This window comes from Paenarthrobacter sp. NyZ202, from assembly GCF_049860755.1.
In the GTDB taxonomy this organism is placed as follows: Bacteria; Actinomycetota; Actinomycetes; order Actinomycetales; family Micrococcaceae; genus Arthrobacter.
On record NZ_CP187556.1, the window covers coordinates 591,184 to 605,490 of the forward strand.

The window sequence follows — 14,307 nt, forward strand, 5'->3', positions numbered from 1 at the left end:
AGTCCCGTGGGGCGCCGATGCCCCGGGCAAGACAAGGAGTCCCGATGATTGCCGACCGCATGATCGAGCAGGGAACGCTCACCACCGAAGGCGACCGGACCGCCGTCGAAGTCCGAATCCCGTGGTACCGCGCCCTTCCGGGTTCGTGCATCGCTGACGCGTCGCTCACCGTTGACGGTGTGGCTGCGCCCAAGGAATCGCTGCGCTGGACCATGAATGAGCGCACCTTCAGCTTCGACGAACTCGTGGAAGAGACAGGGGAGTGGTGGTACCCGCTGGATTCGGCCGTCCTTTCGGGCGAACTGCCGATTGATGACACAGCGGCTGACCATGAGGTCCGGGTGGACCTCAAGCTCTACATCCCCTACATCATTACGGACCACGGGGTCCTGCACATCGAAGAGAACTGCACCAAGACCATGAAGGTAGGACAGTGATGACCGGCCTCGGCACGCCCATCCAGGGCGTAACCCTGTACAGCTTTACCCGTGCCTTCCACGGCCGGCAGTACGATCTTGACGGCCTGATCCGCAAGGTGGTTGCGGAGGGCTTCGGCCCCGGACTGGAAATCATTGGCTTTTCAAGCCTGCGCGGTTTCCCGGACAAGATTGATGATTCCTTCGTCGGCCACTTCCGCGACCTGGTAGCGGAAGTGGACCTGGTGCCCACCTCCCTGGCCGTCAATGTGGACACGGGCATCCGCAGGGACCGCCTCATGAACCACGACGAACTGGTGGAGTACATGCGGACGCAGATCGAGGTGGCCTCACGGCTGGGATTCCCGATCGCCCGGGTCCAGATCTCCCTGACACCGGACGCCATGGAAAGCCTGCTGCCCGTGGCTGAAAAATACGGGGTCACCTTGGCGCTGGAGGTCCACGCAGACCAGCATGGCGCCCATGAGCGCGTCCTTGCCCTGCGCGATCGCTACGAGAAACTCAACTCGCCGCTGCTCGGATTTACCGCCGACTGGGGCGCTACGGTCACCGGATTCGCTCCCTCCCTTGTTGAGGCTTACCGGCGCCGTGGTGCTTCCGAAGAGCTGCTCCAGCAGGTAGTTGAGCTCTGGAATGGCTTCTACGCCGAGGGCCCGCCCAATACGCAGAAGGTCCACGGGGAACGCTTCGGAGCCTTCATTGGCCTGGCTGCCCGGCATGGACGTCCGGACCTCGGCATCGACTTCGCCATCAACGGCACCGGGCTGTTCGGTCCGGCTCCGATCGATACCTGGCTTGAAATCATGCCTTTCGTCCGCCACGTCCATGGAAAATTCTTCGGCATCGACGAGAACGGCGAAGAGCCGTCCGTGCCGGTACGGGACCTTGTCCGCCAGCTCGTGGAGAACGGCTACTCCGGTGCCATCTCCAGCGAATACGAAGGCTGGCACTGGAACAACTGGCAGGACCCCTTCGAGATCATCCGCGGGGAACAGACGGTCCAGCGCTCTGCAGCCTCCAACGCAGGCTCGGCCATGATTACCGATGCGTCTGAAGCCCGCCGCATCCTCAGCAGTCACCTCGCCCAGCCGGTCCTCGGCTAAGAAGAAACGGATACCACCATGTCTAACGGCATCGCAGGCTCGGGCATCGAGCTTGGCATCACCCTCTACTCCCTCACCTCGGAATTTGCGGCAGGGATCTACACCCCCGAGACCCTCATCAAGGCCGTTGCCGATGAAGGCCTTGGTCCCGGCGTCGAATTCAACATTGCGCAGATGCTGCGCACCTACCCGGATGTCGACGACGACTTCGTCAAGCTCTGGCGGGACAGCATGGACCGCTACGGGCTGACTCCCAGTGCGGTAGGTACCAACCTGGACATGGGCCGGCGCAAGGACCGTGACATGACCCCGGACGAGGAATACGACTTCTTTGCCCGCCAGCTGAAGACGGCCAACACCTTGGGCTTCCACAAGATCGTCATCCGCTCCGCCGGCAAGGAACTGCTGCGCCGGCTCCTGCCGCTGGCCGAGAAGTACGACCAGAAGCTCGGCTACGAAATCCACGCTCCGCAGGGCCCGAACGACCCCAAGATCCTGCAGATCCGTGAGATGTACGAGGAACTGGGGAGCGAACGCCTTGGCTTCACGGCCGATTTCAGTTCCACCATGCACAGCCTGTCGCCTACCCTCTACCGGACGCTGACCCAGATGGGCTTGCCTGAGGAACACTTCGCCGTGATGCAGGACATCTGGCGCAAGCCCCTGCCCATGCAGGAACGCAACCAGGAGTTCGAGGACTACCTGCGCTCCAACAACTTCGACCCCGCCAACCTCGGTCCCTTCACCCGGCTCGCGTTCAACATGCACGGCTTGGTGGCTCCGGAGGAATGGTTGGACATCATGCCGCAAATGTTCCACGTGCACGCGAAGTTCTACGACATTGACCAGGACGGCAATGAGCCCGCCATGGACATCCCGAGGATCGTGCGCCAGTTCGTCAAGGGTGGCTACAAGGGCTTCCTGTCCAGCGAGTGGGAAGGCCACGCCTTTGCCGACCTGGGCGAGTCGGATCCGATCGACTTGGTCAAGAAGCAGCACGCCCTGATGCGCCGCGCCATCGAAGAGGCCCGCGCCACCGATTCCGTCGCAACGGCGTAGGGGAGGGGCGACATGCCTGCCATAGATACGGACCTCACGGCGGAGATCGAGCAACTCCGGGCCGAGCTGAAGGAAACCCAGCGCCTGGCCCGCCGCGCCAACGACCGCGGTGACATTGAAAACCTGTTCAACCGCTACATGTACCTGCACAACGCCTTCCAGGATGAGCAGATCATTCCGCTGTGGGTCAAGCGCGGGACTCCAGGCATTCGGGCCAGGTACACCAACGCCGGACAGTACACCGATTACGACAGCGTGATCGGGTACCACCAGGGCCGCCCAACGCCTGTGGGCAAGCTGATCCTGCATTACACCACCACGCCGGTGATCGAGGTGGCCGCTGACGGTGAGACCGCCAAGGGCGTGTGGATCATGACCGGCAACGAATCGGGGTTAACCGACCCGGAGGTGGCCAAGGAAAGCCCCGACTACATGTATTCGCCCGGCGAAGTGCAGGGCAAAAAGGTGTGGGCGCACTGGGTCTGGTGCAAGTATGCCGTGGACTTCCTCCGCCAGGACGGTGAATGGAAGATCTGGAAGTTCCGCTGCTACGAGCTCCTCCGGGCGCCCTTCGAGGAAAACTGGATCAGTTTCGCCGAGAAGAACCAGCACGCCTTCGCCCTGGACCTCATGTACTTCGGTGATGACGGCAAGCCCGTCTTCATGCCCCCGGCCGACGAGCCCGTTCCCGCCGAGTACCACCCGTACAGCCCGTCCACGCGGCAGACCCTGGATCCGCAACCGCCGGTTCCGCACCAGACTTTCGTCGAGACATTCGAGTAAGGATCATCATGGCAACCCACAACTCCCTTTTCCAGGACGCTGACGTCCGCCGGCACCCCGAAGGCATTTCCGTTTCGGTGCAGTTGCCGTGGTACCGCAGCCTCTGGCTGTCCGCTGTGGATGACGTGGCGGCGACCGTCAACGGCGTCGACATCCCGACGTCGGAATTGCGCTTCGAACTGCAGGGCAAGTCCTACTCCATTGCCGAACTCCCGGACCAGTGGGAAACCCTGTGGTTCGTCGCAGACAAGCCGGACATCATCATCCCGCTTGACCGCGTCCCCGACGCAGGCGAGGAGATCGACGTCGAGGTCATCCTGACCCTCCGCCTGCTGTATATGCAGATCGCACCCATGCGCTATGTGGGCAACCGCGTGGCCGTCGAACGCAAAGTCGTGCTGGCATGAAAAGCCTCCGGGTGGCCATGATCGGCTACGGGTTCATGGGCGCGGCCCATTCCCAGGGCTGGCGCACGGCACCACGGGTGTTTGATCTTCCGGCGGGGGCGGAGATGGCAGTGATTGTTGGCCGCGATGCCGGTGCCGTTGCCAGGGCGGCCACCAAATGGGGCTGGGCCGAGTCGGCAACCGACTGGCGTGAAGTCGTTGCCAGGGACGACATCGACATCGTGGACATCGTCACCCCCGGTGACTCCCACGCGGAGATCGCCATCGCCGCCCTGGACGCAGGCAAACATGTGCTGTGCGAGAAGCCACTGGCCAATACCGTTGCCGAGGCGGAGGCCATGGCCGCTGCCGCAGAACGTGCCGCCGCACGGGGCATCAAGGCCATGGTCGGGTTCACCTACCGCAGGGTTCCGGCGGTGACCTTCCTTCGCCAGCTCATTGCCGAGGGCGTGGTGGGCAGGATCGCCCACGTCCGCGCGTCTTACCGCCAGGACTGGCTCGTGGACCCGGACATGCCCCTGGCATGGCGGCTCCAGAAAGAGCACGCGGGTTCCGGTGCCTTGGGGGACATCGGAGCGCACGCGATCGACTTGGTGGAATACGTGACCGGTATGGATGTGGAACGCGTTTCCGGCGTGTTGGACACGATCGTCAAGCAGCGTCCGCTCCAGGGCAGCGGTTCCGGCCTCTCCGGCAAGGCCACTGCCGGCTACGGCCAGGTCACCGTGGACGACATCGCGATCTTCACCGGGCGCCTGGCCTCGGGGGCCTTGGCCTCCTTCGAGGCCACCCGGTTTGCCACGGGCCGCAAGAATGCGCTCACGATTGAGGTTTCCGGGGACAAGGGGGCTCTTGCGTTCGACCTTGAGGACCTCAACAGCATCCAGTTCTACGACCGGACGGCACCGGCGGACCTGCAGGGCTTCCGCAAGATCCTGGTGACCGAACCCGTCCACCCGTACGTCTCGGCCTGGTGGCCGGCGGGGCACATGCTCGGTTACGAACACGGCTTCTCCCACCAGGTGAAGGACCTGGTGGAAGGCATCGTACGGAACACGGACCCGCACCCCACGTTTGCCGATGGCCTCCGGGTACAGCGCGTACTGGATGCGGTGGAACGCAGCTCGGAGAACGATTCGGTGTGGACGCGCGTTGCGGCGGACGTCCCGGTGAAGGCATAGAAAGAGGACCACAACATGGCACGACCAATCACCCTGTTTACCGGGCAGTGGGCCGACCTGCCGTTCGAAGAGGTCGCCCGGCTCGCTGGAGAGTGGGGCTACGACGGGCTTGAAATCGCGTGCTGGGGCGACCACCTTGATCCCTGGCGTTGGGGCGACGAGGCCTATGTCCAGGAAAAGCTCGATGTCCTGGAACGGAACGGCCTCAAGGTGTGGACCATCTCCAACCACCTCAAGGGCCAGGCCGTCTGCGATGACCCCATCGACCAGCGCCACCGGGACATCCTCCCCGATATTGTCTGGGGCGACGGCGATCCGGAAGGTGTCCGCCGCCGTGCTGCCGAGGAAATGAAGAACACGGCCCGCCTGGCCGCGAAGCTCGGCGTCAAGACCGTCACCGGCTTCACGGGTTCAGCCATCTGGAAGTACGTGGCCATGTTCCCGCCAGCCAGCGAGAAGATGATCGACGCCGGGTACCAGGACTTCGCGGACCGGTGGAACCCCATCCTGGACGTCTTCGACGAGGTGGGTGTCCGCTTCGCCCATGAAGTCCACCCGTCCGAGATCGCGTATGACTACTGGACCACCCAGCGCGCGCTGGAAGCGATCGGTCACCGCGAGGCCTTCGGCCTGAACTGGGACCCGAGCCACATGGTCTGGCAAGATATCGATCCCGTCGGCTTCCTGTGGGACTTCAAGGAACGCATCTACCACGTGCATTGCAAGGACACGAAGAAGCGCCTCAGCAATGGCCGCAACGGCCGGCTGTCCTCGCACCTTGCCTGGGCTGACCCACGCCGCGGCTGGGACTTCATCTCCACGGGGCATGGGGACGTTCCGTGGGAGGACGCGTTCCGCATGCTGAACGCGATCGACTACTCCGGTCCCTTGTCCGTGGAGTGGGAGGACGCGGGCATGGACCGCTTGCTCGGTGCGCCGGAGGCCTTGGGCTTTGTCCGCAAGCTCTCCTCCTACCAACCCTCCGCCGCGGCTTTCGACGCCGCGTTCAGTACCAAGTAGGGGAACCATGCGGCTGCGCAGGCCCAGGCTCGAAGGCAAGACTGCCGTTATCATCGGCATCGCCAGCGGCCAGGGCCGCGTGGCCGCTTTGGCGTTTGCGGAGGATGGCGCCGTCGTCCTTGTCGGCTCGGCCACGCGCTTCGCACCCGTAGAGCAGATTTCTGCCCCGGGGCACCCACCCCCATGACCGCTATCGCCGAGCACATTCCGGTGTCGGGCGCACGAGTTCGTGGGTCAGGCGCCCAGTTCGCTGTTCCGTTACGGCGAACCGGGCGCGGTTCCCGCGAAGTGGTTCAGGTAGCCTTTGCAGGTTCCCGGGTGGAGCCCGCGGCGAGCGATGCTTCCGCCAGTGCCAGGTGCCGTCGGGTCATCTCCGAGGGATCATTCCGCAGCCATTCGTGGCCGCCCCACTCGCTGGTGAGCGTTCCCGTGAATCCCTGCCGGGTCAACAGCCGACCAAGATCTTCGATGGGCTGCGAAACCCGCCCGTCCGCGTCCTCCAGATCCCAAAACTTCAAGTGGAACGCGCCCACAAGCGGCATGATGTCCCGCAGCTCGGCGGCGTCGCTGCGACCGAACCGGATAAGCAGGTTCATGAACAAAGTGTGGATCCGTCCGGGAACGGTACCGGAACGCAGCGCAGCCACCACTGCCTGATTGGTGGAAGGGTCCTTCCACTCGCTCTCCAACCTGCTGCACAACACTGGAGAGACACCCCCGCGGGCCAACTCATCAAGATAAGTAACAGGCAGTCCCGGCATCAGCATGCTGATGTCTACCAGGACCCTGACCTTTGGATCGTCCAGCGCGGCGATCTGGTCCAGGGCAGGGCGGATCTGGGGATTGAGTGGAGTCTGGTGGCCTTGGATCTCTTCAAAAAGGACCAGGTCCAGGTCATGCAGGAGAGGCAGGATCAGGCGCAGGAGCTCAGGACCGGCCTGCCCGATCGGGAGCCGCACGCCCGTAGCACCCACGCGATGTGCTGCGTCCAGTTGGGGAACCAGGAATTCAAGCCGCTGGCCGGTAGTACGGCGTTGCGTTGTACCCGTGAAATCATCCAGGCTGCAGCCGACTGTACTGACCCGGCCTCCCGCGGCCCGGAGCTCCTCGCGGAAGGCGTCAACCTCGTGGTTCTGCGGCGCAGGAAAGGTCCGCCAGAGCAGGCCCGGCTCCAGCTCGATAACGTTGGCCACGTTGTCCCCGGCGATGCCTGTCACGATCTCCGCGCTGGTTCGACGGGCTTCGATGATGTGCGGGGTCCAGTTGAAAGCACTGGCGGCCAGCGTCCAGCCGGTGGGAAGAGTGGCGTCCATGGTGGGCCTTTCCAAAATAGTTGCTTACTGACAAACTTATGTCAGAATCAGACAAAAATCATCAAATAGCCAAAGATGGCGATGAATGAAGGAGTGGGCGATGCTGCAGAACGCGTTGCGCGAGGATGCGTTGACGGTGGTGCAGGAGGGTTATGAGCTGCGGATTGGCTTGCCGTGGATCCGGTCCATGCCGCTCTCCAGCGTTTCCGGGTTTTCCGTGAGGATGGACGGGGTGTCCGTAAGCGATGACCTGCACGTCCATCTCGGCGAACGCACTGTGCCTGCCGGGGCTTTGGCGGACGAGGCGGGCTGGTGGTTCATCCAGGATCGCCTGGTGCTCTTCATTCCGGCCGGCCCCGGAGACTTCGGCCCCGGTCGCCACCACGTGGCGGTCGATTTTGAGCTGATGGTGCCCTATCTGCGGGGCGGGGGAGAAGGCCCACTCGTGTTGCCGCTCCATATGGAGGCGATGCTGCTGGTTCGAAGCCCCGGAGCCGCGGAAGTCTCCCGTGATGTAGCCTGACGCGGACGGTTGGGGGGTTGTGTGCGGAGGGCGGGTTCTTGGTCCTTACGAAGCCGTCAGAGTCTTGACCGGCCCGGGCTTGCCCTGCGCGAACCATCGCGGGAAGGTAGTTTCGAAGAGCTGCTCCCGTGCAAGTTCCACTCCGCCCCGCAATGGCTCGCGCTCGTCATTGACCGACAACAGGATCCGGAGGTCCCTGGTGGCCAGGGGGAGGGATAGCTCGTAGACCCGCTGCCGCACTTCGGCCAGGTAGACCTCGCCGGCAGAGGCCATGGCTCCGCCAATCACGATGATTCCCGGGTTGAACATGTTCACCAGGCCGGCGATTGACTCTCCGACCACCCGCGCCGAGTTCTGCAGCAGCCGAACAGCAAGACCGTCACCGTTGACCGCGGCCAAGGCGATCGCCTCGGGAGAGAGCGGGTTCCCCTTCTGAACTGAGGTGGCGAGCGGGCCGGTGGCGCCTTCCTTGATGGCGAGCTCAGCGTCGCGGATCAATGCCCAGCCGCCGGCGACGGCCTCCAGGCAGCCAACCTTGCCGCAACGGCACGGGGCGTCCGAGTCCGGCACGCGGACATGGCCGATGTCGCCGGCGGCGCCGTTCGCTCCGCGGTGGATGCGTCCCTGCGACAGCAAGCCCGCTCCAATGCCGGAGCCGATCTTGCAGTAGATAAGGTCTGCGTAGGCGTCGCGGCGTCGGGCACGTTCACCCAAGGCCAGCAGGTTGACGTCGTTATCCACCCATGCCGGTGCGTCGAAGCGTTCCTCGAAGGGCGTCCGGATGTCGAAACCGTTCCACCCCGGCATGATGGGCGGAGCCACGGGCTGCCCGGTGGCGAAGTCCACCGGTCCCGGCACGCCGATCACCGCCGACCACACCGGCTTCTCTTCGGCCCCGTTTAGCAGCTCATCCAGGAGTTCCATGGCCGCCTTGAGGGTTTCCTCAGGCCCACGGGCGATGTCCCATTCCCGGTGTTTCTGCTCCATGATGTCTCCGTCCAGGTCGGCATAGCCAACCCGGATGTGCAGGGCGCCGAGGGCGCAGACGATGATGCGGCCCTGCTCCGACCTGAAGCGGAGGGTGCGTGGCGCGCGACCGCCGGATGAGGCGCCGAACTCCCCGTCGCCCAGGAATCCCATGTGGATTGCCTGGTCCACCCGTTGGGTGACGACGCCGCGGCCGAGGCCTGTCACGCGGCCAATCTCGGGGCGCGTGGTGGCTTCTCCTGTACGGACGAGGTTGACGATGCGGAGCAGGCTCGTGACTTCGTCCGTCTGTGCGCCAAACCGGAGCGTCGAATCTGTGGTCATATCCCCAGATTCTTCCACAGAAGCGGTACTAAGGTGCGGAAATCCTCGACTATAGCCAGAATCACATCAACTTATGGATAATACTGACAAAAGAGAGGGTAACGCTGTGAAATTAGGATTCCTGGGTGCCGGACCCGGTGTCGGAGCGCTGCATCTTCCTACGGTTGGCCGGTTATGGAGCCGGATCCGGGTAACCCATATTGCTGACGGCGGCAGTGGCAGGTCCCAGCAGTTGGCGGGGCCCTTGGGTGTCCGGTGGTCGAAGGGAGACCGGGAGCTCCTTGCTGACGCCGACGTTGACGTTGTGGCTGTCTGCACTCCTCCCTCTGAACATCAACGGCAGATCCAGGCCGCGGTCAGTGCGGGAAAGAAAGCCATCTTCTGCGAGAAGCCATTGGCCACCCGCCGGGAGGAGGCGACCGCCGTCGTAACTGCCTGCCGGGAAGCCGGCGTGGCGCTGATGGTGGGCACCAACCACCTGTACGACCCCGCGTGGCTGCAGGTCCGCGGCTGGCTGGACCAGTTGGACGAGCCGGTCCAATCCATTGCCGTCACCTTGGCTCTTCCTCCCAACGGCCGCTACCACGAGGTGGTTTTCGACGGCGGACCGTTCCCGGCTCCGTCCCGGGGGCGGCCTGACACGCAGGACCCGGCCATCGCGGCAGCCATCGTGAAGCAGCTGATCACGGGGCTTGCGATCCACGACCTTCCGGCCATCCGCTACGTAGCACCCCACATCGAGGCGGTGCAGTATGCACGGTTTGTCCCGCCGATCGGCTATGCGGTGGGGTACAGGGCCAGCGGGATCGACATCCAGCTTGCCCTCACCATGCTCCCCGGAGGGCCGGATTCCCTCTGGCGCATGAGCTTCTTCACGGGGAGCCAGCGGCTTGACCTGGACTATTCGCCGCCGTTCGTGCACGCCGGCAGCGGTTCGGTCGCCACGCGTCCCGCCGATGGTTCGGCGATCAACCACCCGCCATCGCGAATGGACGGCTATGAAGCGGAGTGGCTGAATTTTGCCGAGCTTGTGGAGGGACGCCATCCCGTTGACTACGATCTCATCCTGGCCGACGCCCTGTACCCAATTGAACTGGCCGAACGGGTCTTTGATGTCATGACGGCAGGAGACCGGCCATGAACCCGGCTGTTCCCGTATTTGCCGCCTCCGCGCGCTATCGGGCAGCCGTCGCAGAGCTGCCGACAGGCACGAGGAAGGCCGGGTCGGTCAGGGGCTCAGTGGTCGACATCCCCGGAAGCGGTGACTGGTGGACCGCGCTGCTTCACGCGCAAGCCGAAGGTGCCGTGGCCGCCGTCGTTGGCAATCCGCAGAAGGTTCCGGCGGAAGCGGTGGCGACCCTCCTCGGCCGGCTGTCCATCCCTGTGGCGGTCGAGCGGCCGTTGGCACGGCCGGACGATCTTGCGGCGGCCCTCGCAGCCCGCTCCGGCGGTCCGGCGACGCTGGTGACCATCGAATGCTCGGCGCCTGCCGGCGACGAGGGGTCTGCCCTCCGTGACGGTCTGCGGTGGGCGGCAACGCTGGCAGGTGGCCCGCTTGAGGCAACCTCCGTGCCTATACCGGCTGAAGGTGGCATGGCGCTGCTTCACGCCGCAACATCCCGGGGGCACCTCCCTGTGACGGTGCTGACCACTCGGTTGTCCCGGATGGATGCCCTTCCAGTTCTCCGGGTGGCGGCCTTGGGCGAGGTCCGTTCGGTGGTCGAATCAGGGCCCACTGGAGCTGGAGTCCGCCTCACAACATCATCCGTCGGGGGTTCCACCCTCGCAGCTGCACGCTACGAAAGCCCCGCCCGGCTGGCCCTTCGTCGCGCTGTGGACGCCGCCACCTCGGGGGCCCTCCTGCCGGACCTTGCTGACCTGCTGGAGGACCAGAGGATCGTCGCCACACTCCTGCAGATGCATAACCAAGGCTGATCTTCGGCATAGGCAATATCGTCTTCCCTGATGTGCCAGGCGGGCCGGAGACTTGATGTGGGCAGCTTCACAGAACCATTCGCCAGCCGAAAAATTGAAAGGATCGAAGATGATCAAGCTTCTCTCCCACCTCTCCTATGTGGCCATCACCACGCCCGACGTCGAAGCCTCCGTTGACTTCTACGTCAAGCAGGTGGGCCTCAAGGTTGTAGACCGCGTCGACGGTGCCGTCTATCTGCGCTGCTGGGGCGACTACTACCGCTACAGCGTCGTGGTTGTTCCCGGCACCGAGCCGGCTCTGGAAACCATGGCATGGCGTACCTCCAGTGCCGAGGCCCTTGACGAGGCGGCGCGCAGGATCGAGGCCGCCGGTGTCACCGGCGAATGGATCGAGGTTCACGGCATCGGTCGGGCCTACCGCTTCACCGGTCCGTGGGGCCACAGCATGACCCTGCACTGGGATGTCACGCGCTACCAGGCCGAGGGCAACGAACTTTCCACGTACCCGGATCGTCCGGCCCGCCGCAGCATGGTGGCCGGAGCGCCGCGCCAGCTCGACCACGTGACCATCGCAACATCCGACGTTGACGGCTTCGCCAAGTGGTACAACGACGTCCTTGGCTTCCGGATCATGGCCAGGACCGTTCTGGACGAGGCTCCCATCTCGGTCTTCTCCGTCCTGACCACCAACGAAAAGTCCCACGACCTCGGCGTCGTGCTCGACGGTTCCTCCCGCGCCGGCCGCATCAACCACTACGCCTTCTGGGTGGACACGCGTGAGGAACTCTTGATCGCGGCCGACACCCTGATCGAGAACGGTGTCCCGATCGAGTATGGTCCCTCAATCCACGGCATCGGCGAGCAGAACTTCCTCTACTACCGGGAACCGTCCAGCCTGCGCATCGAGCTCAACACCGGCGGCTACCGCAACTACGTTCCGGACTGGGAGCCTAACACCTGGACCCCTTCCCTGGGATCGAACAACATGTACCGCAACGGTGCCATGCCGATGTCCATGACGGAGTCCTTCCCGCCCGCCGATGGCCCCAGCGCTACGGAAGAGGGCGTGCCGGACGAGATCAAGGAAGCACTCTTCAACCCCTACGCCCGCCAAGGCCAGGGCTAGCCAATCCAGGGCATCACCACGAATTGATTTACTTATGTCGATTTCCGACATTAAATGAAAGTGGGCCGCGGATGGTCCACGAGGGGAGTTACGTTGACGACGACGTCAGGACAAGTGGAAGCGCCATGTGCGATCGCCCGTTACCGCGACGGGGACTCGGTCAGGCTCGGACTCGTAGCAGGAGACCGCATCCGGCCCATCGGCCCGGGGGAGCTTGGGGCTGCCGGGCTCAATGACTTCCTCGGCTCGCCCGACTGGAGCCGACTGGAAGACCTCGCCGCCCAGGATGGCCCATGGCTTCCCCTGGACAGCGTGACACTCACCGCTCCGGTGGAACCGCGCCAGGTCCTGCAGACGGGTGCGAACTACCGTACGCACGTCATCGACCTGGTGGTGGCCGGGCTGGCAAAAGACGATCCGCGCTCGCCGGAAGAGGCGCGCGAATGGGCCGGGAAGATGATGGATGACCGCCAGGCAAACGGCGAGCCCTACTTCTTCATTGGCCTCCCCGCCTGTGTGGTGGGCGACGACGTACCCCTGGTGCTGCCAGCCTACAGCCGGAAGCATGACTGGGAACTCGAACTCGCTGTGGTCATTGGAACCGAAGCCTTCCGGGTGTCCAAGGACGACGCAATGAACCACGTTGCCGGGTACACGATCGTCAACGACATCACCACCCGCGACCTTGTCTTCCGACGCGACATGAAGGAAATCGGCACGGACTGGTACCGCGGAAAGAACGCCCCCGGCTTCCTTCCAACTGGCCCGTTCCTTGTGCCAGCGCCGTTCGTGGATCCCGCCAAACTCAAGGTGAGGCTGGAACTCAATGGTGACGTCATGCAGGACGCTACTACGGATGACCTGCTTTTCGACATCCCCGCGCTCATCTCCGCCGCATCGCAGAACATGCCGCTCCTGCCAGGTGACCTGCTGCTCACCGGCAGCCCCGCAGGCAACGGCGCGCACTGGGGCCGGCTCCTGCGTGACGGGGACGTCATGACCGGCAGCATCCAGGGCCTCGGCACCCAGGCAGTCCGGTGCGTCGCAGAAGAAACAGCGGGAAAGGTGCAGGCATGAACCTCGGGAACTCGGAACTGCTGAACAGTCCTGCCCTGCTGGACGAGCCCGGCAGCCTGGACCGCAACGACCCCGACGGCGAGATCGCCCGCCGCGGCAAGGCCTACCGCAACTGGGGCCGCTGGGGCGACGTCGACGTCCTGGGAACCTTGAACTTCATCGATGCGGCCAAGCGGCAACAGGCCGCCGCCCTGGTTCGTGATGGCGAGGTCATCTCCCTCTCGCAGCCTTTCGACATGAACGGCCCCCAGAAAGGCTGGCGCCGGCGGACCAATCCAGTCCACACCATGTTGGACACGGGAACGGATGCAGAGCGTGGCACCCAGGGGTTCCCGCACGGTCTCGGCGGTGCGGACGACGTCATCACCATGCCGCTCCAATGCTCAACGCAGTGGGACGGATTGGGCCACATCTTCGATCACGGTGCTGCCTGGAACGGCCGCCGTGCGGGGGACGTGGTAACCAGCGACGGCGACCTCGTCACCGGCATCGAGCACGCAGCCGCTGCGCCGGTGTCGCGGGGTGTCCTCCTGGACCTTGGCCGTTTCCTGAGCCCCGAAACGGGAGAGCTCCCGGACGGCTACGCGATCACCACTGCGGACCTGGAAGCCTGCATTGAAGCCCAGGGCGCCACCAGCATGGTAGGCCCGGGAGACATTGTCCTGGTGCGGACCGGCCAGCTCACCCGCGCCCGGCGTGAGGGCTGGGGCGATTACGCTGGAGGCCCGGCGCCCGGACTTTCGCTCACGACGGCGGGCTGGCTGCACCGCACGGAAACCGCCGCCATTGCCACGGACACCTGGGGATTCGAAGTGCGTCCCAACGAATTCGACGTACCGGCCTTCCAGCCGCTCCACCAAGTGGTCATCCCCAACATGGGACTCACCGTGGGTGAACTCTGGGACCTGGACGCGCTGGCTGACAAATGCCGGGCCGGGGGCCGCTACGAGTTCCTCTTGGTGGCGGCGCCGTTGCCGATCACGGGTGCGGTGGGTTCGCCCATCAATCCCGTCGCGATCCTTTAATACACCC

Annotated in this window: 16 protein-coding genes; 14 read left to right on the forward strand and 2 right to left on the reverse strand. The window is 64.4% G+C overall.

The window, feature by feature from the left end; translation table 11 throughout:
• The first annotated feature begins 44 nt into the window (after positions 1-44).
• The 8 genes from ACPFL9_RS02920 to ACPFL9_RS02955 are packed head-to-tail and all read left to right on the forward strand — an operon-like array spanning position 45 to position 6,177.
• Positions 45-437 (forward strand): C-glycoside deglycosidase beta subunit domain-containing protein, encoded by a 393-nt coding sequence (locus tag ACPFL9_RS02920; protein ID WP_426005742.1) that lies wholly within the window; start codon positions 45-47, stop codon positions 435-437.
• Positions 437-1,540, forward strand: a complete 1,104-nt coding sequence (locus tag ACPFL9_RS02925; RefSeq protein WP_426005743.1) for a sugar phosphate isomerase/epimerase family protein — start codon at positions 437-439, stop codon at positions 1,538-1,540. Before ACPFL9_RS02920 ends, ACPFL9_RS02925 begins: the two co-directional genes overlap by 1 nt.
• Positions 1,541-1,558: 18 nt before the next feature.
• The gene (locus ACPFL9_RS02930) at positions 1,559-2,599 is read left to right on the forward strand and encodes a sugar phosphate isomerase/epimerase family protein (RefSeq protein ID WP_426005744.1); all 1,041 of its coding nucleotides are present in this window, start codon (positions 1,559-1,561) and stop codon (positions 2,597-2,599) included.
• Positions 2,600-2,611: 12 nt separating this feature from the next.
• Positions 2,612-3,382, forward strand: a complete 771-nt coding sequence (locus tag ACPFL9_RS02935; RefSeq protein ID WP_426005745.1) for a nuclear transport factor 2 family protein — start codon at positions 2,612-2,614, stop codon at positions 3,380-3,382.
• Between the two features lie 8 nt (positions 3,383-3,390).
• On the forward strand, positions 3,391-3,789 hold the full coding sequence (locus tag ACPFL9_RS02940; RefSeq protein ID WP_426005747.1) for a C-glycoside deglycosidase beta subunit domain-containing protein: 399 nt from the start codon (positions 3,391-3,393) through the stop codon (positions 3,787-3,789).
• Entirely contained in the window at positions 3,786-4,970 is a 1,185-nt protein-coding gene (locus ACPFL9_RS02945) for a Gfo/Idh/MocA family protein (protein ID WP_426005748.1), read from the forward strand. Before ACPFL9_RS02940 ends, ACPFL9_RS02945 begins: the two co-directional genes overlap by 4 nt.
• Before the next feature lie 15 nt (positions 4,971-4,985).
• Positions 4,986-5,990, forward strand: a complete 1,005-nt coding sequence (locus ACPFL9_RS02950) for a sugar phosphate isomerase/epimerase family protein (protein ID WP_426005749.1) — start codon at positions 4,986-4,988, stop codon at positions 5,988-5,990.
• A 7-nt stretch (positions 5,991-5,997) separates the two neighbouring features.
• Positions 5,998-6,177, forward strand: a complete 180-nt coding sequence (locus ACPFL9_RS02955) for a hypothetical protein (RefSeq protein WP_426005750.1) — start codon at positions 5,998-6,000, stop codon at positions 6,175-6,177.
• Between the two features lie 106 nt (positions 6,178-6,283).
• On the opposite strand, the gene ACPFL9_RS02960 is transcribed toward ACPFL9_RS02955, so the two are convergent.
• Positions 6,284-7,303 carry a restriction endonuclease subunit R gene (locus ACPFL9_RS02960; RefSeq protein WP_426005751.1) on the reverse strand — a complete coding sequence of 340 codons (1,020 nt, stop codon included), beginning with the start codon at positions 7,301-7,303 and terminating at the stop codon, positions 6,284-6,286.
• Positions 7,304-7,403: 100 nt separating this feature from the next.
• Between ACPFL9_RS02960 and ACPFL9_RS02965 the strand changes: the two genes are divergently transcribed.
• Positions 7,404-7,826, forward strand: a complete 423-nt coding sequence (locus tag ACPFL9_RS02965) for a C-glycoside deglycosidase beta subunit domain-containing protein (protein ID WP_426005752.1) — start codon at positions 7,404-7,406, stop codon at positions 7,824-7,826.
• 45 nt (positions 7,827-7,871) lie between these two features.
• Here ACPFL9_RS02965 and ACPFL9_RS02970 read toward each other — a convergent pair whose 3' ends face one another.
• Positions 7,872-9,137, reverse strand: a complete 1,266-nt coding sequence (locus tag ACPFL9_RS02970) for an ROK family protein (protein ID WP_426005753.1) — start codon at positions 9,135-9,137, stop codon at positions 7,872-7,874.
• Between the two features lie 106 nt (positions 9,138-9,243).
• Here ACPFL9_RS02970 and ACPFL9_RS02975 point away from each other — a divergent pair, with 106 nt between their 5' ends.
• The 5 genes from ACPFL9_RS02975 to ACPFL9_RS02995 all read left to right on the forward strand — a co-directional run bounded on the left by ACPFL9_RS02975 (position 9,244) and on the right by ACPFL9_RS02995 (position 14,300).
• On the forward strand, positions 9,244-10,278 hold the full coding sequence (locus ACPFL9_RS02975; RefSeq protein ID WP_426005754.1) for a Gfo/Idh/MocA family protein: 1,035 nt from the start codon (positions 9,244-9,246) through the stop codon (positions 10,276-10,278).
• Positions 10,275-11,072, forward strand: a complete 798-nt coding sequence (locus tag ACPFL9_RS02980; RefSeq protein ID WP_426005755.1) for a hypothetical protein — start codon at positions 10,275-10,277, stop codon at positions 11,070-11,072. The genes ACPFL9_RS02975 and ACPFL9_RS02980 overlap by 4 nt, the downstream gene beginning before the upstream one ends.
• Before the next feature lie 109 nt (positions 11,073-11,181).
• Positions 11,182-12,198: a VOC family protein gene (locus ACPFL9_RS02985; RefSeq protein WP_426005756.1), complete on the forward strand. Its 1,017-nt coding sequence runs from the start codon at positions 11,182-11,184 to the stop codon at positions 12,196-12,198.
• A gap of 93 nt (positions 12,199-12,291) precedes the next feature.
• Positions 12,292-13,275 (forward strand): fumarylacetoacetate hydrolase family protein, encoded by a 984-nt coding sequence (locus tag ACPFL9_RS02990; protein WP_426005757.1) that lies wholly within the window; start codon positions 12,292-12,294, stop codon positions 13,273-13,275.
• Positions 13,272-14,300 carry a cyclase family protein gene (locus ACPFL9_RS02995; RefSeq protein ID WP_426005758.1) on the forward strand — a complete coding sequence of 343 codons (1,029 nt, stop codon included), beginning with the start codon at positions 13,272-13,274 and terminating at the stop codon, positions 14,298-14,300. The genes ACPFL9_RS02990 and ACPFL9_RS02995 overlap by 4 nt, the downstream gene beginning before the upstream one ends.
• Positions 14,301-14,307 lie beyond the last annotated feature (7 nt).

Excerpts from the sequence above, each read along its gene's own strand:
- ACPFL9_RS02920 (WP_426005742.1), top strand. The coding sequence starts at position 45 with ATGATTGCCGACCGCATGATCGAGCAGGGAACGCTCACCACCGAAGGC.
- ACPFL9_RS02925 (WP_426005743.1), top strand. The coding sequence starts at position 437 with ATGACCGGCCTCGGCACGCCCATCCAGGGCGTAACCCTGTACAGCTTT.
- ACPFL9_RS02930 (WP_426005744.1), top strand. The coding sequence starts at position 1,559 with ATGTCTAACGGCATCGCAGGCTCGGGCATCGAGCTTGGCATCACCCTC.
- ACPFL9_RS02935 (WP_426005745.1), top strand. The coding sequence starts at position 2,612 with ATGCCTGCCATAGATACGGACCTCACGGCGGAGATCGAGCAACTCCGG.
- ACPFL9_RS02940 (WP_426005747.1), top strand. The coding sequence starts at position 3,391 with ATGGCAACCCACAACTCCCTTTTCCAGGACGCTGACGTCCGCCGGCAC.
- ACPFL9_RS02945 (WP_426005748.1), top strand. The coding sequence starts at position 3,786 with ATGAAAAGCCTCCGGGTGGCCATGATCGGCTACGGGTTCATGGGCGCG.
- ACPFL9_RS02950 (WP_426005749.1), top strand. The coding sequence starts at position 4,986 with ATGGCACGACCAATCACCCTGTTTACCGGGCAGTGGGCCGACCTGCCG.
- ACPFL9_RS02955 (WP_426005750.1), top strand. The coding sequence starts at position 5,998 with ATGCGGCTGCGCAGGCCCAGGCTCGAAGGCAAGACTGCCGTTATCATC.
- ACPFL9_RS02960 (WP_426005751.1), bottom strand. The coding sequence starts at position 7,303 with ATGGACGCCACTCTTCCCACCGGCTGGACGCTGGCCGCCAGTGCTTTC.
- ACPFL9_RS02965 (WP_426005752.1), top strand. The coding sequence starts at position 7,404 with ATGCTGCAGAACGCGTTGCGCGAGGATGCGTTGACGGTGGTGCAGGAG.
- ACPFL9_RS02970 (WP_426005753.1), bottom strand. The coding sequence starts at position 9,137 with ATGACCACAGATTCGACGCTCCGGTTTGGCGCACAGACGGACGAAGTC.
- ACPFL9_RS02980 (WP_426005755.1), top strand. The coding sequence starts at position 10,275 with ATGAACCCGGCTGTTCCCGTATTTGCCGCCTCCGCGCGCTATCGGGCA.
- ACPFL9_RS02985 (WP_426005756.1), top strand. The coding sequence starts at position 11,182 with ATGATCAAGCTTCTCTCCCACCTCTCCTATGTGGCCATCACCACGCCC.
- ACPFL9_RS02995 (WP_426005758.1), top strand. The coding sequence starts at position 13,272 with ATGAACCTCGGGAACTCGGAACTGCTGAACAGTCCTGCCCTGCTGGAC.